This window comes from Streptomyces coeruleorubidus, assembly GCF_008705135.1.
In the GTDB taxonomy this organism is placed as follows: Bacteria; Actinomycetota; Actinomycetes; order Streptomycetales; family Streptomycetaceae; genus Streptomyces; species Streptomyces coeruleofuscus.
Genome location: NZ_CP023694.1, coordinates 9,058,793 through 9,085,098 on the forward strand (window position 1 = coordinate 9,058,793; position 26,306 = coordinate 9,085,098).

Annotated in this window: 26 protein-coding genes; 18 read left to right on the top strand and 8 right to left on the bottom strand. The window is 71.8% G+C overall.

Annotated elements, in window-relative coordinates:
- The first annotated feature begins 46 nt into the window (after positions 1-46).
- The 6 genes from CP976_RS41190 to CP976_RS41215 all read left to right on the top strand — a co-directional run bounded on the left by CP976_RS41190 (position 47) and on the right by CP976_RS41215 (position 6,792).
- On the top strand, positions 47-1,327 hold the full coding sequence (locus CP976_RS41190; RefSeq protein WP_150484939.1) for a PucR family transcriptional regulator: 1,281 nt from the start codon (positions 47-49) through the stop codon (positions 1,325-1,327).
- A 445-nt stretch (positions 1,328-1,772) separates the two neighbouring features.
- On the top strand, positions 1,773-2,675 hold the full coding sequence (locus CP976_RS41195; protein ID WP_229875953.1) for an ABC transporter ATP-binding protein: 903 nt from the start codon (positions 1,773-1,775) through the stop codon (positions 2,673-2,675).
- The gene (locus tag CP976_RS41200; RefSeq protein WP_150484940.1) at positions 2,672-3,472 is read left to right on the top strand and encodes an ABC transporter ATP-binding protein; all 801 of its coding nucleotides are present in this window, start codon (positions 2,672-2,674) and stop codon (positions 3,470-3,472) included. The genes CP976_RS41195 and CP976_RS41200 overlap by 4 nt, the downstream gene beginning before the upstream one ends.
- On the top strand, positions 3,469-4,365 hold the full coding sequence (locus tag CP976_RS41205; protein WP_150484941.1) for a branched-chain amino acid ABC transporter permease: 897 nt from the start codon (positions 3,469-3,471) through the stop codon (positions 4,363-4,365). Before CP976_RS41200 ends, CP976_RS41205 begins: the two co-directional genes overlap by 4 nt.
- On the top strand, positions 4,358-5,497 hold the full coding sequence (locus tag CP976_RS41210; RefSeq protein WP_150484942.1) for a branched-chain amino acid ABC transporter permease: 1,140 nt from the start codon (positions 4,358-4,360) through the stop codon (positions 5,495-5,497). The genes CP976_RS41205 and CP976_RS41210 overlap by 8 nt, the downstream gene beginning before the upstream one ends.
- A gap of 35 nt (positions 5,498-5,532) precedes the next feature.
- Positions 5,533-6,792: an ABC transporter substrate-binding protein gene (locus tag CP976_RS41215; protein ID WP_150485728.1), complete on the top strand. Its 1,260-nt coding sequence runs from the start codon at positions 5,533-5,535 to the stop codon at positions 6,790-6,792.
- Between the two features lie 201 nt (positions 6,793-6,993).
- Here CP976_RS41215 and CP976_RS41220 read toward each other — a convergent pair whose 3' ends face one another.
- Together CP976_RS41220 and CP976_RS41225 are read right to left on the bottom strand one after the other, a co-directional pair.
- Positions 6,994-7,515, bottom strand: a complete 522-nt coding sequence (locus CP976_RS41220; RefSeq protein WP_167537514.1) for a DUF4232 domain-containing protein — start codon at positions 7,513-7,515, stop codon at positions 6,994-6,996.
- A gap of 257 nt (positions 7,516-7,772) precedes the next feature.
- Positions 7,773-8,408: a DUF6461 domain-containing protein gene (locus tag CP976_RS41225; RefSeq protein WP_150484944.1), complete on the bottom strand. Its 636-nt coding sequence runs from the start codon at positions 8,406-8,408 to the stop codon at positions 7,773-7,775.
- 171 nt (positions 8,409-8,579) lie between these two features.
- Between CP976_RS41225 and CP976_RS41230 the strand changes: the two genes are divergently transcribed.
- The 3 genes from CP976_RS41230 to CP976_RS41240 all read left to right on the top strand — a co-directional run bounded on the left by CP976_RS41230 (position 8,580) and on the right by CP976_RS41240 (position 10,594).
- On the top strand, positions 8,580-8,816 hold the full coding sequence (locus CP976_RS41230) for a hypothetical protein (protein ID WP_230528750.1): 237 nt from the start codon (positions 8,580-8,582) through the stop codon (positions 8,814-8,816).
- A 169-nt stretch (positions 8,817-8,985) separates the two neighbouring features.
- Positions 8,986-9,549 (top strand): snapalysin family zinc-dependent metalloprotease, encoded by a 564-nt coding sequence (locus tag CP976_RS41235; RefSeq protein ID WP_150484946.1) that lies wholly within the window; start codon positions 8,986-8,988, stop codon positions 9,547-9,549.
- Between the two features lie 121 nt (positions 9,550-9,670).
- Entirely contained in the window at positions 9,671-10,594 is a 924-nt protein-coding gene (locus CP976_RS41240; RefSeq protein ID WP_150484947.1) for a spermidine synthase family protein, read from the top strand.
- 25 nt (positions 10,595-10,619) lie between these two features.
- Here CP976_RS41240 and CP976_RS41245 read toward each other — a convergent pair whose 3' ends face one another.
- Complete coding sequence (locus CP976_RS41245) at positions 10,620-12,101, bottom strand: extracellular catalytic domain type 1 short-chain-length polyhydroxyalkanoate depolymerase (RefSeq protein WP_150484948.1); 1,482 nt, start codon at positions 12,099-12,101, stop codon at positions 10,620-10,622.
- Positions 12,102-12,445: 344 nt separating this feature from the next.
- On the opposite strand from CP976_RS41245, the gene CP976_RS41250 reads away from it, so the two are divergent.
- Positions 12,446-13,858, top strand: coding sequence for a 3-hydroxybutyrate oligomer hydrolase family protein (locus CP976_RS41250; RefSeq protein WP_150484949.1), 1,413 nt, complete (start codon positions 12,446-12,448; stop codon positions 13,856-13,858).
- A 27-nt stretch (positions 13,859-13,885) separates the two neighbouring features.
- On the opposite strand, the gene CP976_RS41255 is transcribed toward CP976_RS41250, so the two are convergent.
- From CP976_RS41255 to CP976_RS41270, 4 genes are all read right to left on the bottom strand, one after another.
- Positions 13,886-15,046 (bottom strand): oxygenase MpaB family protein, encoded by a 1,161-nt coding sequence (locus tag CP976_RS41255; protein WP_150484950.1) that lies wholly within the window; start codon positions 15,044-15,046, stop codon positions 13,886-13,888.
- A gap of 96 nt (positions 15,047-15,142) precedes the next feature.
- Complete coding sequence (locus CP976_RS41260) at positions 15,143-16,198, bottom strand: polyprenyl synthetase family protein (RefSeq protein WP_150484951.1); 1,056 nt, start codon at positions 16,196-16,198, stop codon at positions 15,143-15,145.
- Positions 16,188-16,466 carry a polyprenyl synthetase gene (locus tag CP976_RS41265; RefSeq protein ID WP_150484952.1) on the bottom strand — a complete coding sequence of 93 codons (279 nt, stop codon included), beginning with the start codon at positions 16,464-16,466 and terminating at the stop codon, positions 16,188-16,190. Before CP976_RS41265 ends, CP976_RS41260 begins: the two co-directional genes overlap by 11 nt.
- A 215-nt stretch (positions 16,467-16,681) precedes the next feature.
- Complete coding sequence (locus tag CP976_RS41270) at positions 16,682-17,200, bottom strand: GNAT family N-acetyltransferase (protein ID WP_150484953.1); 519 nt, start codon at positions 17,198-17,200, stop codon at positions 16,682-16,684.
- 324 nt (positions 17,201-17,524) lie between these two features.
- Between CP976_RS41270 and CP976_RS41275 the strand changes: the two genes are divergently transcribed.
- From CP976_RS41275 to CP976_RS41305, 8 genes are all read left to right on the top strand, one after another.
- Positions 17,525-18,043 (top strand): hypothetical protein, encoded by a 519-nt coding sequence (locus CP976_RS41275; RefSeq protein ID WP_150484954.1) that lies wholly within the window; start codon positions 17,525-17,527, stop codon positions 18,041-18,043.
- Positions 18,044-18,101: 58 nt separating this feature from the next.
- A complete protein-coding gene (locus tag CP976_RS41280; RefSeq protein ID WP_150484955.1) occupies positions 18,102-18,944 on the top strand; it encodes a phosphotransferase in 843 nt (280 codons plus the stop codon).
- Between the two features lie 401 nt (positions 18,945-19,345).
- Positions 19,346-19,507 carry a hypothetical protein gene (locus CP976_RS43155; protein WP_167537515.1) on the top strand — a complete coding sequence of 54 codons (162 nt, stop codon included), beginning with the start codon at positions 19,346-19,348 and terminating at the stop codon, positions 19,505-19,507.
- The gene (locus CP976_RS41285; RefSeq protein ID WP_150484956.1) at positions 19,498-20,337 is read left to right on the top strand and encodes a UbiA family prenyltransferase; all 840 of its coding nucleotides are present in this window, start codon (positions 19,498-19,500) and stop codon (positions 20,335-20,337) included. The genes CP976_RS43155 and CP976_RS41285 overlap by 10 nt, the downstream gene beginning before the upstream one ends.
- Positions 20,338-20,506: 169 nt before the next feature.
- Positions 20,507-21,598, top strand: coding sequence for a type III polyketide synthase (locus CP976_RS41290; protein WP_150484957.1), 1,092 nt, complete (start codon positions 20,507-20,509; stop codon positions 21,596-21,598).
- Positions 21,595-22,113 (top strand): isoprenylcysteine carboxyl methyltransferase family protein, encoded by a 519-nt coding sequence (locus tag CP976_RS41295; protein WP_150484958.1) that lies wholly within the window; start codon positions 21,595-21,597, stop codon positions 22,111-22,113. Before CP976_RS41290 ends, CP976_RS41295 begins: the two co-directional genes overlap by 4 nt.
- Before the next feature lie 10 nt (positions 22,114-22,123).
- Positions 22,124-23,209, top strand: coding sequence for an NAD(P)/FAD-dependent oxidoreductase (locus tag CP976_RS41300; protein ID WP_150484959.1), 1,086 nt, complete (start codon positions 22,124-22,126; stop codon positions 23,207-23,209).
- A 47-nt stretch (positions 23,210-23,256) separates the two neighbouring features.
- Positions 23,257-25,209 carry a spermine/spermidine synthase domain-containing protein gene (locus CP976_RS41305; protein ID WP_229875955.1) on the top strand — a complete coding sequence of 651 codons (1,953 nt, stop codon included), beginning with the start codon at positions 23,257-23,259 and terminating at the stop codon, positions 25,207-25,209.
- Positions 25,210-25,272: 63 nt separating this feature from the next.
- Here the strand turns inward: CP976_RS41305 and CP976_RS41310 are convergent, their stop codons facing one another.
- Positions 25,273-26,172 (bottom strand): NAD-dependent protein deacetylase, encoded by a 900-nt coding sequence (locus CP976_RS41310; protein WP_150484961.1) that lies wholly within the window; start codon positions 26,170-26,172, stop codon positions 25,273-25,275.
- Positions 26,173-26,306: the final 134 nt, after the last annotated feature.

Consider the following 26,306-nt stretch of genomic DNA (forward strand, 5'->3'; position numbering starts at 1 on the left):
TCGGCGTCGGAGCACAACCGGGAAGCCGAGTTGGGGAAGGACCGCGATGCATCCTGCCGCACGCACACGCGCGACGTTCCGCACCGGGCCGATGCCCGTTCCGCAGCCGCGGACACGACGCATCCGGTCGCTGATCGACGCCGACGCGCTGCGCGTCCTGCACCGGGCGGCCCGCGTCCTGCTCGACGACCTGCCGGAGCTGACCGACCGGCTCCTGGCGGTGCTGCGCGAGCAGGAGCCGGCGTACCGGAGCGTGCTGGAGAACGACCACGCGGGCACCTGGCAGGAGGTGTACCGCTCGTTGCGGCACAGCGTGACCTCGCTGCTCGACCCGCGCGGCACCCGCGAGGCCGCCCACCGCTGCACCTGGCGGATCGGCGTCGCCCGGGCCGAGCAGGGCCTGCCGCTGGATGCCCTGCTGCACGCGTTCCGGCTGGGCGGGTCCCTGGTGTGGCAGCGGCTGGTCGAGGAGACCTCCCGCTCGGAGCCCGAGGACGTCCGGCTCCTGGTCCACGTGGCCACCGACGTGTGGAACTTCGTCGACGAGCACTGCACCCTCGTCGCGGACGCCTACCGGCAGGCCGAGCGGCAGCTGGCGTGGCGGCGCGAGAACCGGGTGCGGCTGCTCGCGGCGGCCCTCCTGGACGGCACGAGCCGGATCGCCGACCTGCCGGAGACCGCCGAGGGGCTCGGCCTGCCGAAACACGGCCGGTACATCGTCGTCGCGGTCGCCGGCAGCCGGCCGGAGGAATCCGCAGGCGTCCTGGCCACCGCCGTCCTACCCGGCACGAGCGCGTACTGGCACTCAGGAGCGGAAGTGGACTACGGCATCGTCCTGGTCGGCGACGAGGACGACCGAGACGCCGTGGCAGCGCTGGCCCTGCCCGCCGATGCTGCGGCCGGGTACCGGATCGGCGTCGGCAGCGCCGTGACGGGGCTCGCCGCCGTCGGCGACGCCCGGCGCCTGGCCGACCTGGCCCTGAGCATCTGCCCGCCCGAGGGCGGCACGGTCCGGCTCACCGAGCACCTGCCCGAGGCGCTGGTCGCCTCCTGCCCGGAGCTCGGGGCGTCCCTCACCGAGCAGGTGCTCGGCCCCTTGCTGCGGCTGGAACCGGCCGACCGGGACGTACTGCTGGACACCCTGGTCGTCTGGTTCGCGTCCGAGGGGTCGGCCCAGCGTGCCGGCGAACGGCTCTACTGCCACCGCAACACCGTTCTGAACCGGCTGCGCCGCTGCGAGCAGCTCATCGGCCGCTCCCTGGCCCGCCCGCTGGACGTGGTGGAGATCAGCCTCGCCCTGACGGCGCACCGGCTGCCGCGCGGCTGACCGGCGTCCCGCCGCCGCTGCCGCGCGGACCGCGGCGTCTCCCGGCTTCCGCGCCCCGCCCGGGGCCACGGCGCATGCCTCGTACGGTCCCCGTGCCGCCTCACAGCGCTCCCGGAGCAACCGGCCCGCGCACACCCCTCCGCGTGGCGGCGCCCACTCCGCATGGTGGCGCTCACCTCTCCGCATGGCGACGCACACGCCTTCCGCACGGCGGCGCCCACCCCCTTCATAGCGGGGCCCAGCGCCGCCACCCACAGGCCGGCAGTCCGTCCCCGGCGCTGCGCCGGCCGCTCCCCCTGGGCAGCCGCACAATCCCCGCCGACCCGCGTTGGGACCACGCAGCCACCCCGCCCGAACACCTGTACCTCGCGCCCGCGCCCGTGCTGTCGTGGGCTGCCCTTCCCCCGAAGCCCCCGTGCCCCAGGCACGGACCCGAGGAGCCGTGATGCCCGAAGCACCACCGGACGAGGAGCGTGCCCTGCGCGTGGAGGGCCTCGACGTGACCTACGGCCGCGCCCTGTCCGCCCTTCGTTCCGTGTCCCTGACCGTCCCGCACGGCACGGTCGTCGCGCTGCTCGGCGCCAACGGCGCGGGCAAGACGACCCTGCTGCGGGCGGTGTCGGGCACCCTGCGCCTGCACCGCGGCGCGGTCACGGCCGGCCGTATCCGCTACGGCACCACAGAGCTCGACGGGCGCGACCCGGTCGCCGCGGTGCGCGCCGGAGTCGTCCAGGTCCCCGAGGGCCGCCGGGTCTTCGCCGGGCTCACCGTCGACGAGAACCTGCGCTCCGGCGGCCTCGGCCTCGGACGGCGCCGCCCGGCCCAGGTCGCCGAGGCCCGGGACCGGGTCTTCACGCTCTTCCCGCGCCTGGCCGAACGCACCCGGCAGGCCGCCGGGCTCCTCTCCGGCGGTGAGCAGCAGATGCTCGCCATCGGCCGGGCCCTGATGGCCGCGCCCCGCCTGCTCCTGCTCGACGAACCCTCCCTCGGCCTCGCCCCGCAGATGGTCTACCGGATCGCCGAGGTCGTCCGCGAGATCAACGCCCAGGGCACCGCCGTCCTGCTCGTCGAGCAGAACGCGGGTATGGCGCTGTCCCTCGCCGACACCGCCCACGTCCTGGAGGTCGGCGAGGTCCGGCTGTCCGGGCCCGCCGACGAACTGGCCCGCACGGACGCCGTACGGCGCCTGTACCTGGGCGAGACAACAGAGACCACAGACACCACAGACACCACAGACACCCCAGACACCCCAGACACCCCAGACACCACAGAGACGACCACAGAAACCACGGACGCCGGCGACATCACCAGAGCCGCCGGAACCACCGAGGGGCAGGGAGCCGCGTGACCACCCGCACCACCGCACCACCCGCGCTCACCGTGACGGATGTGACCGTCCGGTTCGCCGGACTCACCGCCCTGGACGCGGTGTCCTTCACCGTCACCCCGGGCTCCGTCCACGCGCTCATCGGACCCAACGGAGCGGGAAAGTCCACCTGCTTCAACGTCCTGTCGGGGCTGTGCCGCCCGGCCACGGGCACCGTACGGCTCGGCGACGCCGACCTCACCCGGCTCGCCCCCCACCGCATAGCCGCCCTCGGCGTCGCCCGCACCTTCCAGAACATCGTCACCACCCAGGGCACGGTCGCCGACAACCTGCTGCTCGGCCGCCACGCCCTGTCCCGGTCCGGCTTCACCGCCAGCGCACTGCGCCTGCCGCACGCGCGGCGCGAACAGCGCGAACAACTCGCCCGGGCCCGTGAGGCGGCCGAACTCACCGGTCTGGGACCGCACTTCGACAGCCCCGTCGCCCTGCTCTCCTACGGTGACCGCAAGCGCGTGGAGTTCGCCCGCGCCCTGTGCCTGGAGCCCAGCGTCCTGCTCCTGGACGAACCGGTCGCCGGGATGAACGCGGCCGAACGCGTCCGCACGGTCGAGGTCGTGCACGCCGTACGCGCGGAACTCGGCCTGTCCGTGGTGCTGGTGGAGCACGACATGGGTCTGGTGATGCGCCTGGCCGACGAGGTCACCGTCCTCGACTTCGGCCGTGTCATCGCGCACGGCACCCCGGACGAGGTCCGCCGCGACCCGGAGGTGCTGCGCGCCTACCTGGGCACCGGGGCCGAAGCGGAGGACGCCGCATGACCACCTTCCTGGACAACATCTTCAACGGCCTCGCCCTGGGCGCGGTCTACGCCCTCGTCGCCCTCGGCTTCGTCATCATCTTCAAGGCGTCCGGCGTGATGAACTTCGCCCACGGCTCGCTGCTGCTGCTCGGTGGCTACCTCACGGCCGTATTCCACGACGACCTCGGCTTCGCCGGAGCCCTCGCCGTGGCCGTCCTGGTGACCGCGGCCGTGGCCGGCGCCATGGACCGCTTCCTGCTCCACGCAGGCGGGACCGACCCGCACACCGCCCACGTGCAGACCATCGTCACCATCGGCGTCGACATCGTCATCCTCACCGACCTCTCGCGGCGCATCGGCGGCGACCTGCTCTCGCTCGGCGACCCCTGGGGCGACTCGGTCAGCGGACTGGGGCCGGTGACCGTCGCCGACAGCCGGATCGCCGCGATCGTCGTCTCCACCGTGGTCATCGCCGGTGTCTTCGCCCTGTTCCGCTACACGTCCTGGGGCCTGTCGCTGCGCGCCTCGGCCGAGGACGTCGAGGCGGCCGCCCTGATGGGCGTACGGCTGGTGCGCATCCGCACCCTCGCCTGGTGCCTGGCCGGGGCGCTGGCGGCCCTGGCGGCGGTGTTCCTCGCCGCGTTCCCCGCACCCGGCCTGGAGCGCACCACGGGGCAGATCGCCCTGAAGGCGTTCCCGGCGGCGATCCTCGGCGGGATGGCCTCGCCGCCCGGCGCCCTCGCGGGCAGCCTGCTGATCGGCCTGACCGAGGCGCTCGTCGCGGGCTACCAGTCCGACCTGCACATCCTGGGGGAGGGGTTCGGCGACGTCGCTCCCTACGCGGTGATGGTGCTGGTGCTGCTCGTGCGGCCCACCGGGCTGTTCGGCGGAAAGGCGGCGGTCCGTGTCTGAGCGACTCTCCCGCGCCCGCGCCGTCCGTCTCGGCTGGACCTTCGCGGCCGTCGTCGTGCTGTGCGCCCTGCCCTTCTACCTCGACGCGTTCTGGCTGCGCATCGGACTGTTCTCGATGGCGGCGGCCGTCGGCGCGGTGGGCCTGGGCCTGCTGTCCGGCACCGCCGGCCAACTCTCCCTCGGTCACGCCTTTTTCCTGGCCGTGGGTGCCTACGGCTACGTATGGCTGGCCGGTGAGCCCGGCCCGGGGCTGCCGACCGCCCTCGCGGCCGTGCTCGCGGTGCTGCTGGCCGGGGTGGCGGGCGGGCTGTTCAGCCCTGTCGCCGGCCGGGTGCGCGGTGTCTACCTCGGCGTCGCCACCCTGGCACTGGTCTTCCTGGGGCACCACGTCCTGCTCACGGCGGACTCCGTCACGGGCGGCTTCAACGGCCGCTCGGTGCCACCCTTGGAAGTGGGCGGCTTCTCCTTCTCCGCCGACTCCGAACTGTCCCTGCTCGGCGTGCCGTTCGGCGCCGAGGAACGGCTGTGGTACCTGGGACTCGCGCTGTTCGCGATCACCTGGTTCACCGCACGCGGACTGCTCCGCGGCCGTCCCGGACGCGCCCTGGTGGCCCTGCGCGACAGCGAGACGGCGGCCGCGGTGATGGGCGTCGACGTCTCCCGCTACCGCTCTGCGGCCTTCGTGGTCTCGTCGATGTACGCAGGCCTCGCCGGGGTGATGCTCGCCCTCGCCTTCCGCCGCGTCGTGCCCGACTACTTCGGCCTCGTCCTGTCGGTCGACTACCTCGCAATGATCGTCATCGGCGGGCTGGGGTCGGTGGCCGGAGCCACCGCCGGTGCCGTCTTCGTCACCGCGCTGCCCCTGCTGATGACCCGCTACGCCGACCAACTGCCGCTGGTGGCCGCCCCCGGCACCACCGACGGCGCGGTCGGTCCCACCGAGGCGGCCCGCTACCTCTACGGAGCGGCGATCGTCCTGATCCTGCTGTTCGCCCCCGACGGGCTGCACGGTCTGGTCCGGCGCCTGCGCGCCCGCCTGCGCAGCCGTCGGACCGCCCCACCGCCCGCCGATGCCGCCTCCCCGTCCCAGCCACCCGCGTCAGCCGTACGAGCCAAGGAGCCCACCCCGTGAAGTCCTCGCACCACACGCACCACACGCCCCGTGCCATGCGCACCACATCACTCCTGGCCGCGGCCGTCGCGGCCCTGTTGCTCGCGGGCACCGGCTGCAGCTCCAAGGCGGACTCCTCCGGGAGCGCCGGTGAGGGAGCCGACGGCGTCAAGACCGGGCCCGGAGTGACCGACAAGACCATCAAGCTCGGCGCCCTCACCGACCTGACCGGCCCCTACGCGACCCTGGGCAAGAGCATCGTGCAGGCCCAGCAGATGTGGGCGGACGAGGTCAACGCCCGCGGCGGCATCTGCGACCGGCGCGTCGAGATCGTCGTCAAGGACCACGGCTACGACGTCCAGAAGGCCGTCACCGCCTACGCCGACATCTCCTCGGACGTCGTGGCGCTGCCCCAGGTCATCGGCTCGCCCGTGATGGCCGCGCTGCTCGACGACATCGAGCGGGACAAGGTGCTGACCTTCCCGCAGGCCTGGGCCGCCTCCCTGCTCGACCGGGACTCCGTGCAGGTCCTCGGCACCACCTACGACATCGACATGATCGCCGCGGTCGACTTCCTCACCCGCACCAAGGGGTTGGACAAGGGTGACACGATCGGCCACGTCTACTTCGAGGGCGACTACGGCGCGAACGCGCTCGAGGGCTCGAAGTGGGCCGCGAAGAAGGCGGGCCTGAAGGTCGCCGGACAGAAGATCAAGGCCACCGACACCGACCTGTCCGCGCAGGTCTCGGCGCTGCGCAAGGAGGGCGTCAAGGCGATCCTGATCAGCGCCGGACCGGCCCAGACCGCCTCCCTGGTCGGGGTCGCGGCCTCCCGCGGCCTGAAGGTACCCGTCGTCAGCAGCGCCCCGGGCTATGCCCCGCAGCTGATGAAGACGCCGGCCGCACCCGCCCTCGCCGCCCTGCTGAACGTGGTCAGCGCCGCGCCCGCCGTCAGCTCCGACCTGGCCGGGGTGCGCAAGATGGTCGCCTCCTACAAGAAGAAGTACCCGGGGTCCCTGATCGACTCCGGTGTCCTCTCCGGCTACAACGCCGCCCAGTTGATGGGCACCGACCTGAAGCGGGCCTGCGAGAACGGCAGCCTCGCTCGTGAGGACGTCGTCAAGGCCCACCGCTCCCAGTCCAACGTCGACGTCGGCCTCGGCACCGCGCAGAACTTCTCCGACAAGGCACAGCCGGCCAACACCTCGACCTACGTCCACAAGCCGGACGCCAAGGCGGTCGGCGCCGCGGTGAACGTGGAGGACGCGCACACCGCGCCGGGCGTCAAGGAGTACCTCGCCTCGCGGACCTCGTAGGAGGGATCAGCGTCCGGTCGTCCCGCTCGGTTCCCGGAGCATCGAGACGTCGAAGTGTGCGTGTGCCCCCGGCCGACGGTGTGTCCGTCGGCCGGGGGCGGTTGCTGCCGCCCTGTCACCGGGACAGGGGGCGGAGAGCGCGGGCCGGCGGGCAGGTGACGCCGCTGTCGCCGGTCCCGGTGGAGACGATGGGCACGGATGTCATCCGGCGAAGGGCACCGCGTCGGCCGGATCGGCGTGCCAGTTGGTGGCGACGGGCTTGTCGACCGTGACGGCCTCGGGGAGGTCGAGGGTGACGGAGTTGGCTTCGTCGCCTGCGACGGAGAGGTGGAGCTGGTCGAACTGCCTGCCCTGGTTGCCGTCGGTGGTCTTGGGGCTGATGCCGGCGTAGGCGGCGGTGGAGCCGGACAGGGTGATGCTCTCGCTGACGCCCTGCTCGGCCGGCGACACCTCGGTGTCGATGGAGGAGCCGAAGGAGGCGGAGGGGAAGACGCCCTTCAGGGAGCAGGTGACGCCGGACTTCGCCTTGGCGGTGACGAGAAGGTATCCACCGGCCTGCGTCTCGGAACCGACCCTGAAGTCCAGGTCGTTGGTTGCACAAGCCCGCGCGGTGTCACTCCGGCTGTCGGCAGCGGCGGTGGCGGTCGCTGTGGCAGTGAGGGCCACCGCCGCGACTGCGGCGAGGGCGAGGCGGGCGGGGCGGGCGGCAAAACGCGAACGCATCAAGATCTCCATGGTGCGGAAGTGGGTTGCCCAGCGGACTGCTTGGACGACCACAGCTTGTTCGCCGATCCGTCCCGCCTGCCACAGATGGCGCCCATTATGGGACGCCGGAATGCTGGAACGGACGCTGACCAGCAGGGATATCGGCGTCCTGGAACGGCTTGCTGGGATGCGGTCGCCGGACTGACCGTCCACGCACGCGTCAGCGCGGCAGCGCAAGCGGTTCCGCCGGGACACAGCGCTGATCGCGAACGGCGTCAGGCGAATGCGGCTGCGGGTAGCTCCGCCTCGGTCTCCTCCCAAGGGAGGCAGATGTCGAGCTCGCGCTCCAGGAATTGAAGGAACGCCACATCAGCCACCTCGTCGTCGCCAGGAACAAAGCCGAGCGCCTCTTCGGCCGGTATCCCGCTCGTGAGATGCGGCAGACCAGGCTCGAAGGTCGTCACCGTTTCGCCGTGGACCGCATAGCCGACGCTGCTGAAGCCCTTCGCGTTGCGATGCACGCAAAAGGCCCGTCCCCGCTGGGACAGCGCGGCAAGGTGGTTCCCCGTGTAGGAGCTGAATTCCTCCAGCGCGTACGCCCAGCCCGCGACCGAGCCGGCCCTGACGATGACGTCCGGCGGAGCTGGCAGAAAGCCCGCGCGCGTCAGCCGGGTGACCGCCGCTTCGTCCTCCCAGTCCAGAAAGTCCAGGTCACTGATGTGGTCATCCTCGCTCCGGAGGAGCAGCTCGTACGCCGCGGAGCGGGAAAGCGGGACGAGGTGGTGCTCCTCGGCGCCGATGCCGCGCAGCAGCTCGTACGGCGAGAGCCCCTCGCTGAGGGTGAGCGTGAAGCTGGTGCCGTAGGCGTCGGCTATCCAGCGCAGTCCGTTCTCGGTACGTCCTCGCTTCATCAAGCTGCCTCTTCTGTTAAGACGCCCTGCGATCTGACCTGGATTCTCGACCATCCACATCCCCGGCTGGGGGCCCCGGTGATGGAGTGCGCGTATCGGGGTACCTGCGTCGGCATGGCACCGGAAAACGATCACGCTGAGTCCGTCCGAGCCCTGCGGCAGCTGCGCAGGATGCGCACCTTCTACGCCGGGGGGTCGGTCTTGTGGGGTGTGGTGGCCGCATCGGCGGGATGGGACGACCCTGGAAGCCGGCAGATGTGGGTATCGGTCGTCCTCCTGGTGGTCTTCGCCGCCCTGCTGTCCATGACGTCCCTGTGGCTGTGGCGTCAGCAGGCCGCCCGTTCGGGTGAGCCCGTGCACCATGCCGCTCCGCGGAGGACGGCCTGGCGTGGCCACGCCAGCGCTTGACTGGACACCGGGAAACCGCAACAGGCAGGTATGGCCCCCGCGTTCAGTCCGGAGTCCCTCGGAACGCCTGAGGAATGACGGATTCATTTCCTCCGTGGTGGGGCAAGGGCTCCAGAGAATGTCATGAGCACGACTGCACGACTGTCCTTCCCCCACAAGGAGGTCGATCATGCACGTCCGCATGCTGAGCGGCGGCCTGGCCGCTGCCTGTCTGGTGTCCTTGTCCCTGACGGGCGGCCAGGCCGCGGCTGCCGCCCGGCACACGCCGGCCGCCCCCCTGGCCCCCCGTGTCCTCACCTACGACGCCGGCGGCTCCGCGGAGTTCAGAAGCGCCGTCGACCGGGGCGCGGCGATCTGGAACGAGAGTGTCGACGCCGTCGAGCTGCGGCCGGCCGCGGCCGGGCAACGCGCGAACATACGGGTCCTGGCGGACAACGGCTGGCCGCGCGCCCTGCCCACGACCCTGGGCAACGGAACCGTCTACATCGGTCGTCAGGCCGTTGACCAGGGCTACAACACGGTGCGTATCTCCGCCCACGAGCTCGGCCACATCCTGGGTCTGCCCGACCGCAAGCCTGGACCGTGCTCGAGCCTGATGTCCGGTTCCAGCGCGGGCACCGCGTGCACGAACCCGTATCCGAACGCGGCGGAAAAGGCGGAGGTCGAGGGGAACTTCGGCGACGTACGGGCCGGGCGGGACCCGGCGGCGCGTGCCGAGGTGATCGTGGACTGACGCGTGCGGCACCACCTGGGTGCCCTCGAAACAGTCCCGGACCGAGCGGCCCGGCCGCTCGGTCCGGGACTGAGTACAAGTACTCATGTGCGCCCGGGCCCCGGCTGACAAGATCCCCGGCATGACGAGTGGCAGACGGGCGCTGACGGCCCTGCACCTCCTCCTGGTCTGGGCGATGATGGCGGCCATGGTGCCGGTGCTCGGCTTCGGGCTGGTGATGGCGGCCTGGGGCGGCGGGGAAGGGGCTACGGCGCCGGTGCTCCTGCTGGGCGTGCCGCTGACGGTGGGTCTGCTGGCCGCAACGGCCACACCGGTGCGGACCGTGGTGCCGCTGTGCGGCTCCGTGCCGCAGCGGCTCGGCTGGGCGGTGTCGGTCTTCGTCCTCGGCACGCTGGGCGTCCTGGCGGGTGTGGCCGCCTACGGTGGGGACGTCGACCTGGGCGGCGCCAGGACCCGTATCGCGCTGACGGGGGCTCCGTACGCCGTGGCCGCGGCATTCTTCGTGCCGAACCGCTGGGTGCGGCTGGGGGCGGTGACCGTGCTGGCGGCCGGGGTGGTCTACGGGGGTTTCGTCGGGCCGGCGCAGGCGGAGCAGCGTCGGCACGAAGCGGAGGTCGCGCGGTACCGGGAGCACGCGGAACTGCTGTACCTGGGCGCTGCGCCGCCCGGGATGCAACTGTCTCGTGCCGAGGCCGGCCCCGCCTCCTTCAGCGTCGACTACCGCGGTGTCCGGGAGGACGTGTTCTCCTACGTGGCGCTCACGGTGCGCTCGCCGCTCACACCGGCGCCCCGGTGTCCCGACCTCCGGGAGAAGGGCGTGACCTGCGCGGTGGACGCGCGCGGTGAGATGCGCATGATCCGCGACCTCCCCAGTGGCGATCACGCCGTCACCCTCGTCCGCCGTCACCGGAAGGCGGAGGTCGAGGTGACCAGCCAGACCCTCGGTGAACCCGGGCTGCGTCGTCTCCTGAACACCCTTCACCCGCTCTCGGACGAGGAGCTGGAGAAACTGCTGCGGGAGAAGAAGCTCTACCGCAGTTTCTGAGTCGACGAGTTCGAGTCAGGCGGGCTCAGGCCGGGCAGCCGGAGTCGGCGACAACGTAGTAGGCCGGCGCGGTCTGCTTGAGGGTGCGGATGGTGAACGTGTTCCACAGCCCCATCGCCTGACCGGAGCCCTTCGCGTAGGTGTGACCGCCGCTCTGGTAGGCACGTCCGGCGACCGTGTGGTCGTAGTTGCCGGCCGTGTGGCACGTGGGTGTGAACCCGGTCGTGGTCGCGGTCGCGGGCGAGGAGACGACGCCTGCCGCGCCCGCTGTGTCCACGGCCGCCGCGGTGTAGGTGTACGTCGTGCCCGTCGCCAGGCCGGTATCGGTGTACGAGGTCGACGTCGTCGTGCCCACCTTCGTGCCGTCGCGGTGGACGACGTAGGAGGCCGCGCCGTCGACCGCCTTCCAGCTCAAGGAGACGGTGGTGTCGGTGGTCCCGGTGACCGTCAGCCCCGTGGGTGCGGGCAGGGAGCCGGCGCCGTTGACGTCGAGCCCCCAGAAGCGGGCGGTGTGGTAGCCGGCGCAGACGGTGTCGAGGTAGTAGGTGCCCGTACTGCCGCACTGTTCGGGGCCGCTGCCCGGGTCGACGGCCAGCCCGTGCCCCATCCCGGAGACGGAGTAGACCTCGACGGCGGGCCTGCCGGAGGCGTCGTCGTAGACGCTCCGCGTGGTGCCCGCGCCGAGGCTCTCGGTCCGGGAGGGCGTCTGGCCGATGCCGAGGACGTTCGTCCACTGGTCGCGCAACTCCGTGGCGTTGGCGGGCTTGACGGTCGTGTCGGCGGTGCCCTGCCAGATCGCGACGCGCGGCCAGGAGGTCGTGCCGGCCGGAGCGGCGGAGCGCACCAGGTCCCCCCATTGGGCGGGGCTCCTGTCCGGCGGGCTGTACATACAGGTGTACGCCGCGGCCACGCTGTTCGCGCACCGCGCGGGCAGTCCGGAGGCGATGGCGCCGCCCGCGAAGACGTCCGGGTAGGCGGCGAGCATGTTCGCGGTCATGGCGCCGCCGGCGGACAGACCGGTGATGTGGACCCGCCGGGTGTCGCTGCCGTACAGGGAGACGGCTTTGTCGACCATCTGCTTGATCGACAGCGCCTCGCCCTGACCGCGCGCACTGTCGCCCGGTTCGAACCAGTTGAAGCAGGAGTTGGCGTTGTTGGCGCTGCTCGTCTGGGGGAAGACCAGGGCGAAACCGTAAGTGTCGGCGAACTTCGGCCAGCCGGAGTGCGCGTAGTAGTCACTCGCGCTCTGCGTGCAACCGTGCAGGGCGATCACGAGCGGGGCGTCGGCCGGCAGCGCTTCGGGCGCGTAGGCGTACATGGACAGGTTGCCGGGGTTGGTGCCGAAGCCGGTGACCTGGGTCAGACCCGCGGCGGATGCCGGGGGGCTCGCGGCGATCAGGCCACCGGTGAGGGCCAGAGCCCCCGCGGCGGCGGTGACCCAGCGGCGGATGCCTCCGAGGCGGCGGCGGCTTCTCGTGGAGGGGAACGGAGGGTGCGACTGTCCCATGACGAATGCCTCCTGGTGTGGGGGAGGAATGCTTCGTGTCGCCGTTGCCGGACGGGGGATCCGGTGACCGGCGTGGCGAGCATCATCGGGGTGCGCTCGCCGGCGTAGGCATGGGTGGGGCGGCCACGCTTGGCGACGAGCTGTGTGACGGCGCTACATGGCACCGTGCGTGATGGGTCGGGTAAGGCCGGAGTTCACCGGACGAGGCCTCTCCCGGCCCAGCCGACCGGGTGGTGCCGGCAGCCACCGCCAGGCGGCGGATGGTGGTCCCCGGGCCCATATCTCGCCGCGAACCGGCGTCATAGCCTCCGGCGCGTCCTTGTACGCCGTCGCGGAGGCACACCATGCGTCCCACCGTCCGTCCCCTGCCGCGCTCCTGGCGGCGAAGCGCTCCAGCGGCCCTCGCCCTGGCCGCCCTCACGCTCATCCAAGCGCCCGCCATGTCGGCACCGGCAAACCCGGGCGGCCACTGCGCACGCCTGGCCCAGGTGCGCGTACCGGGAGCCCGGCACCAGCAGGCCGCCTGCCTGGACGAGTTGACCACGGCCGGCACGATCGCCTCGGGACACACCGACCCGGCCGACTGGGCAGGGCTGACGCCGAAGAACCTGGCCGTCCCCAGCGGGGTCCCCGGCATCCAGATCGACGGCTACTTCCCCGACACGTCCACCACCAACACCAACCACGGCTGGGGGCACGACGCCCAGTTCGTCGTCCGCCTGCCCGACCGGTGGAACGGCGGTCTGGTGGTCGCGGGCACCCCGGGCAACCGCGAGCAGTACGCCAACGACCGGGCCGTCGCCGACTGGGTGCTGTCCCGCGGCTACGCCTACGCCGCCACCGACAAGGGCAACACCGGCCTCGCCTTCTACCGGGACGGCACGACGCCGGGAGACGCCGTCGCCGAGTGGAACGACCGGCTCACCCAGCTCACCCGAGCCGCCCGGGCGACGGTCGCCCGGCGCTACGACCGTCCTCCGTCACACACGCTGGTGACCGGCGTGTCCAACGGCGGATACCTGGTGCGCTGGCAGCTCGAGAACCACCCCGAGCTCTACGACGGGGGAGTCGACTGGGAGGGCACCCTGTGGCGCTCCGACGGCCCCACCCTGCTGGACTTCCTGCCCGAGGCGCTGCGCACCTACCCCGTGTACGCAGCCGGGGGCGTGGGAGCCGGCAAGGCGCGCCAAGCCCTGCACGCCGCCGGATTCCCGGCCGGGTCCGAGTTTCTCTGGGAGTACCACCACAAGGTCTACTGGGATCTGACCCAGCGCGTCTACCGCGAGGAACTGGACCCCGGCTTCGACGGGCCGACCGAGGCGGGCACGCCGTTCTGCGCGACGGGCACGCCGGCCTGTGACGCCGACTACGACTACGCGTCCCGTCCCGCCGAGGTCAGAAGGGCCGTGAAGAAGATCGGACTGACCGGGCGGATCGGCAAGCCGCTGATCACCCTGCACGGCACCGTGGACGTGCTGCTGCCGATCAGCCAGGACTCCGACGTCTACGCCCGGATGGTGCGCCGGACCGGCCGCGGCCCCCTGCACCGCTACTACCGCATCGAGGGCGGCACCCACACCGACGCCCTGGCCGACACGTACCCGGACCGGCTCCGTCCGCTGACGCCGTGCCACCGCACGGCCTTCACGGCATTGGAGGCCTGGCTCGAGTCCGGCCAACGGCCGCCCGCCTCCCGCACGGTCGCCCTGCCCGCCGGGACGAACCCCGTGACCCTCGCGAACAGCTGCTCTCTGTAGGCGGGGGGGGCAGCGGCGGAGCGGCGATCAGGAGACCGTGGCGGCCGGAGGTGTCCATCGGTGGCTTCGGGGTGCCGTGCTGGAGATGCCGTAGTCCTTCCTGAGCTGCTCGGGGATGGCGTAGTGCATGACGCGTCCCCGGGTCAGGGAGGACAGCTCCAGGACGGTGGTGAGGTGGCCGAGGCGATCCAGGGCCCAGGCACCGAACGGGGAGCGGTCTTCGATGGTTTCGAGAATGCCGAGGAGGTGGGGTACGGCCTTGACGGCGGTGTCCCACCGGGTCTGCGGCACGTCGAGCCAGTCGGCGCAGGTGTCGCCGACGAGGTGGCGGATGAGAGCGGAGACGATCGGGTCGAAGAAGGTACCGGGCACCACGTCCTCGTAGAGGTCGATGAGCTGCCGGGTCAGGTGCGCGCCCTCCTCGGAGGGCCCCATGTGCCGGATCATGTACAGGTCGAGGAAGGTACGGGCCTCTTCCAGGGTCTCGGGGACGGCGTCCTGGTCGACGCCGAGCATGGCACCGACCACCCGCCAGGCGTAGTAGTAGGCCTCGGCGCCTTCCTGCGACATGTGGATGCCGAGGCGGTGCAGGCTGTCCAGGACGAGCAGGGAGAAGAACATCTGCCCGCCGATCATGTCCTCCTGGCAGATCGGCGTGCCCAGCGCGGTGGTGTCCCACCGGTTCTCCCGCTCGAGGTGGTGGCGGATGGAGGCGTGCAGGAGGCGCACCTTCTGGACGGCGGGGATGAAGCGGCTGCCGGCCTCGAAGGCGTCGGGCTGCATCAGGTAGACGGTGAACTGACCCGTCTCCGCCATCCGTTTGGACGGGTACTCCAGCCCGTGGGTGGCCGACAACAGCTTCGCCACATGCGGGACGACGTAGCAGGCGGGCATGGAGGCGAACGACAGCGCGGTGGAGATGTGCACGTTGTTGTCGATGAAGAACAGCCGCGCCTTCTCCATCTCCGCCCAGTCGACCCAGGAGGGCGGAACAGCCGTGGCCTCCAGGTACTCGCGGGCGACGTCGGGCAGCCCGTCCGGCAGGGGAGCGCCGGCGGTGGAGACGTAGCGCATCAGGGTGTTGAACGTGCCCACCTGGCCGCGCTCGAAGAGGGCGGCGACGGTGGCGTCGGCGAGCTCGTCACCAGCGTGCCGCAGGGCGTCCATCGACGACTCGGTGTAAATCACGGCGGGGCTCCTTGTCTTGACGGACCATGGACGGCCGGCGGGCGGGCCGGCGGCCGGACACGGCGCGGGTCCGCAGCCACTCGGGGGTGCGAAGGCTCAGAACGGGCGGTTCGCCGCGGACTGCGCCAGTGCGGTCAGGGCGCTGGTGGCAGGTGCCGGTGCGTCCAGCTCGTGCAGGGCACCGAGCGCCTGCTCCACGCGTGCGCTGATCATGCCCTCGATGCGGTCGGGTGCCTTCAGCCCGCGCATCACCTCGCGCACCGAGTTCAGCTCCTGCGCGTCCAGGCGGCGCCGGCCGAGCAGGGCGCGCAGCCGTTCGCGGTCGGCGTCGTCAGCGAGGCGCCAGGTCTCCGCCAGCAGGGCCGTGGGCCGGTTGCCGCACACGTCGTCGGCGTTGGCCTTGCCGGTGCGTTCCGGATCTCCGAACAGGCCGAGCAGGTCGTCGCGCAGCTGGAAGGCCTCGCCCAGCGGCAGCCCGTACGCGGAGTAGCCCTCGCGCAGCCGCCCGTCGGCGCCCGCCAGGGCGCCGCCGATCAACAAGGGCTGCTCGACGGTGTACTTGGCGGTCTTGTAGCGGACCACCTTCAGCGACGCTGTCGTGTCCGGACCGGCTCCGGTGCTCAGAATGTCCAGGCACTCCCCGGCGACGAGCTCGCGGGCCATCACCGACCACAACGGGCGAGCCCGGGACAGGTATGCGGCCGGCAGACCACTGGTGGTGAACAACTGCCCGGCCAGCGCCATCAGCAGGTCGCCCACCAGCATCGCCAACGACCTCGCGGCGGCGTCGGCGCGCGGACGCCGCCGTACGGCACCACGCAGGGCGACGTGGACCGTGGCCCGCCCGTGCCGCAAGGAGCTCTCGTCGATGAGGTCGTCGTGCACGACCGCGGCGGCGTGCACCAGTTCCATCGAGGCCGCCGCCCGCACCAGCGCGTCGCTGTCCGGCTGCCCTACCGCGCGCCAGCCCCAGTAGCAGAACGCGGCCCGCAGCCGCTTACCGTCCGCGACGGCCATCTCCAGCTGCTCGGCCACCGGGCCCAGGAGCGGATCGATCGCCGCGAACTGGTCGGCCTCCTGCGCGACGAACCGGTGCAGCACCTCGTCGACGCGGGTCTTGAACGCGGCCGGCTCCCACCGGTCAGACCCCATCGGTGGCCTTCCGGTCCAGGGCGTGCCGGGCGAGGATCTCCAGATGGGCCGGGGGCACGGCCGCGTACCGGTCCAGCACCAAGCGCCCACGCGCCATCAGCTCGCTCTCGGCCTCCGCCGCCAGCTCCGCGGTGTCCGAGCGACGCAACAGCCCCCGCACCGACCCCACGGCAGAACCCAGCGTGCTCACCGCCAGATCGGCGAGCCCCGCCACCAGCAACACCGCCTGCTGGTCCAACCCGTCCCGACGTCCCGCTTCTCGCGTCATGCTCCCCCACCCACACACATCCGGGCGGCGCCGGTCACGCGCCGTCCTTCCGAGCATCGGGGCGAACCGGGCACGAGAGCGCGACAACTCACCATCGAGTGATCACGTCGCACGACTGTGCGGATCGCTGTTGCTGTGGCCCCAAGCCGCGAACTCCGTCTTCGACGCCCCGGCCACCTGGGGCAGTGACAGTCAAGACCCGTGGTGCGGTGCGGTTATCGCCTGATGCTCCGGTGCCATCGAATCTCGCCTTCGTGCCACTGGTCGGTGGGCGTGAGCCCGGCGGCGGTGGCGACGGCGGCGGATGCCTGATGGTCGGGGTGGATGTGGGCGATGACGCTCCGCACCGGCTGCCGGCTGAGCCAGCCGACGAGTCCTCGGGCGGCTTCGGTGGCGATGCCTCTTCCCTGCCACGGAGTTCCCGTCACCCAGGCGATCTCGGCGAGAGAGCTGTGGCCGGAGTGTCTGATCGTCGCCTGGACCGTGCCCGTCAGACAGGCCTCATCACGGAGGCGGATCACCCAGTTCAGCCAGGAGACGGCCGGATCGGGAGAGCCCGCGGTCATGCGCTGGTAGCGCGAGCGCAGAGCTTGGGGGGTGTCCGGGGCGCCGCCGATGAAGGCGTGCAGCGCCGGATCGGACAGCACCCCAGCCATCTCCTCGGCGTGCTCGACGCGAAGCGGCAGCAGGTCCAGTCGCCGAGTGCTGATGGCCTGGGCCGCGATCGTGCTCACGCCACGACCGCCTCGGGGAGTTCGGCGAGGTGGGGCGCATTCATGGCCCGCCACCGCTGGATGGGGTTCGTGGCGCGCAATGGAATCCAATGCTCGGTGGGGAAGTCGCGAGGACCAGAAGGGGCCCGTCCATCTGACGTGCTTCCGCATTCCCCGGGTCGCCAGGGGCACGAGGTGGGGGTACAGCGTACAAACCGCCTGACCCGACTCGGGAGTCGTGCGATCAAGGACGTTCGGGGCTCGGCCCCGGCACCCCGGCCCTCTCTCGGAGGGCCGGGGTGAAACCCGGTCGACCGGGACGCACCGTGGAGGGATCATGGGCGAGTGACGTCGACCGAAGCAGCAGCAATCGCTCTACAGGACCATGCCGCCCTCTGGAGCGTGGGAGAGATCCGCGCGAGCGATGTCGTCCATGCCGCCTGTGATGCGCTCGTCGCCGGACTCGACACCCCCGGCCTTCGCGTTCTCGCCGCCTGCACGCGCGCCGAAGCGGACTACGACGTCCACGAGTTGCTCCCGGTAGCACTCGACGAACTGGGCCTCACCTTCTACCCGGCCACCGGCGATGCCGGCCGAGAAGACGCCGCCCGAGCGCTCGCACGCCGCATGCTCGCCGGCGAGCTGACACCCCGGGAGCTCACCTTCCGTATTCACCAGCGCTTCGGACATGAACTGCCCCTCACTGAGCGGCTCGCCGAACTCGATGACGAGTACGACGTCCTCGAATACGACAACGCGACTGTGGACCAGGTCGATGCCGAGGTCACGGCCGAAGCCCGCCGCCTCGCAGCCCACCCCCACGTTCCAGCCGCCCTAAGGGGGCAGATCGCCGACACTTGGTAAGTTCACCGCTTGTAGGGTCAGGGCAGCGCAGCGCTCAGGGGAGAGGGGCCAGGCGACGATGCAGGCGTCGGAAGTCCCGCGTGCCGTGGCCGCGGCCATGTCGACCGCCTCGTCACTTGGCCTGACAGCCGACGACGCGATGGTTCTGCATGACTCGAACAAGCTCACTCTGCGGCTGCTGCCTTGTGACGTCCTGGCCCGGGTGGCACCCGTAGCGGATCAGGTCGCGCGGTTCGAAGTGGAGCTTGCTCAGCGGCTCGCCGAATCCGGGTGCCCTGTGGCTGCTCTCGATCCCCGAGTGGAGCCACGCGTCCATGAGCGTGACGGCTTCGTGGTCACGCTGTGGACCTACTACGAACCCGTGACATCTCGCGAGGCCTCACCAGCCGACTACGCCCATGCACTCGAGCTGCTGCACGCCGGCATGCGCAAGCTCGACGTCCCGACACCGCACTTCACGGATCGAGTCGAGCAGGCTCAACAACTCGTGGCGAACCACGACCGCACTCCGGCGCTCGCCGACGCGGACCGGGAGCTGCTCGGCGGCACGTTGGGGAGCCTGAGACGAGTGATCGGCGAGCGCGGCGGCGCCGAGCAGCTGCTGCACGGCGAGCCGCACCCGGGCAACGTGCTCACCACCGAGAACGGGCTGCTGTTCATAGACCTTGAGACGTGTTGCCGTGGGCCCGTCGAATTCGACCTCGCCCATGCGCCCGAGGAAGTCAGCGAGCACTATCCGGGAGTCGATCAGGACGTGCTGCGCGAGTGCCGGCTCCTCGTGCTGGCGATGATCACGACGTGGCGCTGGGATCGAGACGACCAGTTCCCGAACGGGCGCCGGCTGGGCACGGAGTGGCTCGGCCGGATCAGAGCGGCAGTCGATCGCAACGGCCTGGAGTGATCCCCCAACGGGCATGAATCCTCATCGCACGGTGTTCGGGGCATCGCCGGCCGTCGTGGTGCTCGCCCTGGCACCCAGTGCGATCACCGGAGGCGACGACGCCTCTGTGACGCCGTCGTCACCGTCCCCCCTGCCGACACGCCGGCCACACCGACCGCGGCCGCACCGTCCGGCGACACTCCGGCCGCCACGGGCGCGGGCCGTACGCTCATCGCCACCGCAGCCGCTCTGCTGGGCGCCGTCGTCCTCGTGGTCCACCGCCGCAGGCGTACCCACTGAACGGCTACCCCCAGGAGTCGCGGCCCTGCTCCTGCTGCTCACCGGCCGTCGGCGACATGCCCATTCCACCGGATGCCGGACCACCCCGTGTGAGCGGGCGGGCAACGTGGGACCGATGCTGCATGCGCAACGTGATCACCGGTGACGACGGGCCGTGGTCCTGGGCGACCGGAGACGGAGTGGAGGGGTGCGGCACAGACACCGTGCGGCACCCCCGCACGGTGTCCCGCGCCCTCGGTGACGCGAACTGCCCGGCGCTGGACGCGGAGAGGCGATGCCCGTGACTGCCGACACGGCCACGGCGCGCCCCGGACCACCGCGTGCACTCGCGCTGCTCGCCGCCGCCCACGGCGGGCCCGCTCTGGCCGTCACCGCCGTCACGGGCCTGCTGACGCTCCGCGGCGGCCTGCGCCCGCCGGCCGCCGCCGCCGTCACCGCGGCGGTGTTCGCCGGCCAGCTCACGATCGGCTGGGGCAACGACCTGCTCGACCTCGCGCGCGATCGCGCCGTGGGCCGCACCGACAAGCCGTTGGCCGTCGGTACCCTCCCGGTCGGCTGGGTGGCACGCGCCCTCGTCGTGGCCGCTCTCGCCTCCCTCGTGCTGTCCGCGCTCGCCGGCTGGCGCAGCGCCCTGGTCAACGTCGTCCTCGCCACCGGCGCGGGCCACGCCTACAACGTCGGGCTCAAGGCGACCCCCTGGTCATGGGTGCCGTACACGTGCGGCTTCGGGATGCTGCCCTCGGTCGTCACCCTCGCTGCCTCGCCCCCTCACTGGGCGCCCTGGTGGATGACCGCCGCCGGCGCCGCGCTCGGCGTCGGAGCGCATCTGCTCAACGTGCTGCCCGACCTCGCCGACGACGAAGCCACCGGAGTCCGCGGCCTGCCGCACCGGATCGGTGAACGTCCCTCGCGCGCCCTGGCCGCCGCTCTGCTCACCGCCGCCTCGGCGCTCGCCGTGGCCGGTCCCGCCGGGTCCCCTCCGGCGTGGGCCTGGACGGCCCTGGCACTGGTCACCGTCCTCGCGGTGCTCACCTGGTTCGGCCGCGGGCGCGCTCCCTTCCGTGCCGCGGTGACCATCGCCCTGCTCGACGTCGTGCTGCTGACGGTCGCCTGATGGCACCGGCAGACACCGCTCCGGGCGGCGCCGGCCCGTCTCGCGCCACGACCGCCACGACCGCCCCGGCAGTCCCGCCCCAAGTCCCGCGCTCACCGTCACGGTCGACCTCGCGCTCGGCCTCGGCCGGGTGCTCCCCGTGCCCCACCGCCCCGTCCCAGGAGCCAGCATGACCATGCGCGTCCTCAGCGTCCGCGGCACCCTGCCCGAGCACCGCCACCGACAGGAGGAGATCACCGAGTCCTTCACCACCACGCTGGTCGGGAAAACGGTCGATCGCCGTGTCGTCGAGCGGCTCCACCGCAACGTGTGCGTCGAGACCCGGCACACCGTGCTGCCGCTGGAGGAGTACGGCCGGATCGAGGACTTCGGCCAGTCGAACGACGTCTTCATCCGGGCCGGCGTCGAACTCGGCGGCCGCGCGGTCGTCGACGCGCTCAAGAGCGTCGGCCTCACACCGGCCGATGTCGACTACATCGTCTCCTGCACGGTGACCGGCCTGGCCGTGCCCTCCCTGGAGGCCCGGGTCGCGGCGGAGATCGGACTGCGCCCCGACGTGGTGCGCCTGCCCCTCGTCGGCCTCGGCTGCGTCGCCGGCGCGGCCGGCATCGCCCGCCTGAACGACCTGCTGCGCGGCCGCCCCGACGCCGTGGCGGTGCTGATGTCTGTCGAGTTGTGTTCGCTCACGCTCCAGCGCGACGACACCTCGGTCGCCAACGCCGTGGCGAGCGGCCTGTTCGGCGACGGTGCTGCCGCCGTGGTGGCCGTCGGGGGCGAGCACCCCCTCGCACAGAACGACGACCCCGCCGCTCCTGTAGTGCTGGCCTCACGCAGCCGCCTCTACCCCGACTCCGAACGCATGATGGGCTGGGACGTCGGCTCCGGCGGCTTCAGAGTCGTTCTCGACTCCGCGGTCCCCGACCTGGTGCGCCGGTACGTCGGCGACGACGTCCGCGGCTTCCTCGCCGATCACGGACTGACCAGCCGCGACCTCGACTGGTACGTCGCGCACCCCGGCGGCCCCAAGGTCCTCGAGGCGTTGCAGGACGCCCTCGGCGTCGAGCGGGAAGCGCTGGGCGTGACCTGGGACTCGCTGCGCCGGATCGGCAATCTGTCCTCCGCCTCGGTGCTGCATGTCCTGGCGGACACGCTCGCCGACCACCCGCCCCCGCCCGGCTCCTACGGGCTCATGCTCGCCATGGGCCCGGGATTCTGCTCCGAACTCGTACTCCTCCGCGCCCCGGGTGGTGGTGGACAGTGAGCAGCGAAGCCTGGTTCACCGTGCTGGTGCTGGCCGTGGGACTGGAGCGGATCGCCGAGCTGGCCGTCTCCCACCGCAACGCCGCCTGGAGCCTCGCGCGGGGCGGCGTGGAGTCCGGGCGGGGGCACTACCCGTTCATGGTGGTGCTGCACACCGGCCTCCTCGTCGGCGCGCTCGCGGAGGTGTGGCTGCGCCGCCCGGACGTCGTACCGGTCCTGGCCTGGTCGATGCTCGCCCTCGTCGTGCTCGCGCAAGGGCTGCGCTGGTGGTGCATCGCCACGCTGGGCCGGCAGTGGAACACCCGGGTGATCGTCGTACCCGGCGCCGCGCGAGTGACCGGCGGACCCTACCGCTGGATCCCGCACCCGAACTACGTCGCCGTCGTCATCGAGGGGCTCGCGCTTCCCCTCGTGCAGGCGGCCTGGATCACGGCGGTCGTCTTCACCGCGCTCAACGGGCTCCTGCTCGCCACCCGCGTCCGCGCCGAGGCCGCTGCCCTGACACGGCTGGCCTGAGGAGGCACGCATGGATCTGCTCGTCGTCGGCGGGGGACCCGCGGGCCTGGCCACGGCCCTGCACGCGGCCCGCGCGGGGCTCGACGTCACCGTCTGGGAGCAGCGCGCCGGCGTCGTCGACAAGGCGTGCGGCGAGGGCCTGATGCCGGGCGCCGTCGCAGCGTTGGCCGCACTGGGCGTGCACCCGCCGGGGCACTCCCTGCGGGGCATTCGCTACGTCGCCGGGCCCCGCCGCGTCGACGCGGACTTCAGGGCGGGCCCGGGGCGCGGGGTGCGTCGTACGACATTGCACGCGCTGTTGCGCGAGGCGGTGCTGGCAGCGGGCGTACGCGTCGACCAGCGCACCGCGCGTCACGTCAAGCAGGACCGGGACGGGGTGGTGGTCGACGGCACCCGCGCCGGCCACCTCGTAGCGGCCGACGGCCTGCACTCGCCGATCCGCCGCGCCCTCGGGCTGAACCGACCGCGCCGGTCCCCCCTGCGGCACGGGCTGCGGCGCCACTACACGCTCGCCCCCTGGAGCGACCACGTCGAGGTGCACTGGGCCCGCGAGGCGGAGGCCTACGTGACGCCGGTGGCCGACGACCTCGTGGGCGTCGCGGTGCTCACCACCGCCCGCCGGTCGTTCGACGACCACCTCGCCGCCTTCCCCGAGCTGCGGGAGCGGCTGGCCGGGGCCGGCCTCGCCGGACCGGTACGGGGAGCAGGCCCGCTCCGTCAGGTCGCGAGCGCGCGCACGGCCGGCCGGGTACTGCTCGTGGGCGACGCCGCCGGTTACGTCGATGCCCTGACCGGTGAGGGCATCGCGCTGGCGCTCGCGCAGGCGCCCGCCGCGGTGCGGGCCATCATCAGCGGTGACCCGGCGGCCTACGAGGGGGAGTGGCGGCGGCTCACCCGGCGCTACCGCTGGCTGACGCACGCGCTCCTCGGCGCGACGCGCAAGCCCCCGGCCCGCGCAGCGCTGCTGCCCGTCGCACAACGGCTGCCGTGGCTGTTCTCCGCGACCGTCGCCATGCTGGCGCGTCCGGCGGACGAGCGGGCCACGGCACGGCACCTCGACTCACCGCAGCGAGAATGGCACCGTAAAGCGCCATGAAGGGGACTGAATCGGGGCAATCAGTAAGATCGGTGCGCTGGAGGCTCGTGCTGGCCAGCACCACCATGCTCTTCGTCGAGCTGGCGCTGATCAGATGGGCGGGCGCCAACGTCGTCCACCTGAGTTACTTCTCGAACTTCATCCTGCTGGGATCGTTCCTCGGCATCGGCGTCGGGTTCCTGATCCCCGCCGAGCGCGGACAGTGGCTCAAGCGCTGGACACCCGTTCCGCTCGCGCTGCTGGTCATTCTGGTGCGCGAGTACCCGGTGCAGGTGCGCCAGAGCAGCAGCGAGGTCCTGTACTTCACCGCCGTGAAGACCACCGGCCTTCCCGAGTGGGTGACGCTGCCGGCCATCTTCCTGCTGACCGCGGTGATCATGGCGGGGATCGGAAAGATCACCGCGGATCTCTTCCGCCAGCTCCCCTCGCTCGACGCCTACCGCTACGACCTGATCGGCAGCATCACCGGCTCGCTGTCCTTCGCCGTGCTGTCCTGGCTGCGCGCTCCCTCGGTCGTCTGGGGCGTACTCGCCACCGCGGCCCTGCTGGTCCTCGGCGGACGGCGCAACTCCCTGCGGTACGGCATTCCCCTCACGGCGATGGTCGCCGCGCTCTTCCTGGAGACGACGACGAGCGGCATCTCCTGGTCGCCCTACTACAAGATCGAACTCAAACCCTCGCCGACCACCACCCGGACCTGGTACATCTCGGCCAACGGCGTCCCCCACCAGAGCACCGCCCCGCAAGCCGTGCTGATGCGGGAGGACTCGCCCTACCGCCAGGCGTACGACCAGACGCCCCGCAACCCCCACAAGCGCGTGCTGATCATCGGCGCCGGCAACGGCAACGACGTCGCGGTCGCACTCGCCTACGGAGCGGAGCACGTGGACGCGGTCGAGATCGATCCCCGGCTCCAGGAGATCGGCTCACAACTGCACCCCGCGAGGCCTTACGACGACCCGAGGGTGCGCGCGCACATCGACGACGGGCGCGCCTTCCTGGAGCGGACGAAGACCAAGTACGACCTGATCGTCCTGGCCCTGCCGGACTCGCTGACGCTGGTCGCCGGTGCGAGCAACCTGCGCCTGGAGAGCTACCTGTTCACCCGGCAGGCCTTCGAGGCCGCACGCGACCACCTGGCGCCGAACGGCGCGTTCGCCATGTACAACTACTACCGCGAGAGCTGGCTGGTGGACCGCTTCGCGGGGAGCCTCGACGACGTCTACGGTCACGCCCCCTGCATGACGACGTTCAAGAGGAACGCGGCCGTGCTGGTGGCCGGGATGACGCCCGCCGACCAGTCCTGCGCGCAGACCTGGCGGCCCAGCGGCGCGGTCCCGGCGGCCGCGAGCGACGACCATCCCTTCCCGTACCTGCTGCACCGGAGCATCCCCACGCTCTACCTGGGCGCCCTGGGCACGATCCTGCTGGTGACGCTCCTGTCGGTGCGCCTGACCGGGGTCCGCATCCGCGGCACGCTCCGCTACACCGACATGTTCCTGCTGGGTGCGGCCTTCATGCTGCTCGAAACGAAGAACGTGATCGGCTTCGCCCTCTACTTCGGCACGACCTGGCTGGTCAACGCACTCGTCTTCTTCGGAGTCCTGGTCGCCGTCCTCGCGGCGGTGGAGGTCCGGCGCAGGCTGCGGAGGGTCAACCAACTGCTGCTGCAACTGCTGCTCTTCGGCTCCCTCGCGGTGGTCTGGCTCGTCCCCGCGGGCGCGGTGCTGTCCCTGCCCTTCGCCGCCCGGCTCGCCGCCGCCATCGCCCTGGCCTTCACCCCGATCTTCTGCGCCAACCTCATCTTCTCGGACCGCCTCGCCCTCGCCCCGGACCCGACCTCGGCGTTCGGCGCGAACCTGCTGGGCGCGATGACCGGGGGCGCGATCGAGTACCTCGCCCTGGTGACGGGCTATCAGGCACTGCTCCTGGTCGTCGCAGCCCTGTACCTCGGGGCGTTCGCCGCCATGCGCTCCGCGGGGCGCGCGGCGGTGACCTGACAAGGAGCGGCCCTCAGCCCACGCACCGGCATGTGCCCCGACGACGCCCCACCACGGTCACCGTCACACCGCCGCCTGACCGTCGACGGCAACACCCAGCCGCTCTGCCACGGTCGTGAGTACCACTCCCAGCGGGAGCGCAACCCGGGTGACGGCGTGCCGGTCGCCCCTGGTCGGCTCCAGATTGACGATCAGCACCGGCTTCCCGGCCTCGGCCGCCTGGCGGACGAAGCGGAGCCCGGACATCACCGTCAGTGAGGAGCCGAGGACCAGCAGCGACGCCGACTCACGGACCAGCTCGCGGCAGTGCTCGACCCGGCGTGGCGGAACGGCCTCGCCGAAGAACACCACGTCCGGTTTGAGGATGCCGCCGCAGCTCGTGCAGGGCACCACGCGGAAGTCTCCGACCTGTGCGTCGGTGAGGTCGGCGTCACCGTCCGGGTTGATTCCGGCGGCCACGGGATCGAAGCCCGGATTGGCCTCCTCCAGCCGCCGGGCGAGTTCGCCGCGCGGGCTGAAGGCGCCGCAGGCGAGGCAGACGACCCGGGCCAGGCTCCCGTGGAGTTCCACCACGTCCTCGCTGCCGGCGGCCTGGTGCAGGCCGTCGACGTTCTGGGTGATGACCCCCGACAGCAGGTCGTGCCGCCCGAAGGCGGCCACCGCCCGGTGCCCGGCGTTGGGGCGGGCGCGGCCGAAGGTGCGCCAGCCGAGATGGCTGCGCGCCCAGTACCGGCGCCGGGCCTGGGCACTGCCGGTGAAGTCCTGGTAGGTCATCGGTGTGTGCCGGCTGAGGCTCCCGCCCTCGCCGCGGTAGTCGGGAATGCCCGACTCCGTGGAGATGCCCGCTCCGCTGAGCACCAGCACACCGCCGGTGCTCAGCGCGTCGGCGACCGGCTCCGGATCCGCGGTACCAGGCGGCAGGTCCTCGGGAGGCGTCCAGCTCAAGGTGGGGCGCATGCGCATGCCGTCAGGGTACGGAACAGCGGCACTGGCCCGGTCGTGTCCCTTCATGTCGGCCGGCCGGTGCTGAAAGCCTCTGAACGGGACACACGGTCAGGCAGCGGCGTGCAGCTGTCGCGCGCCGCCCGGCGAGAGGG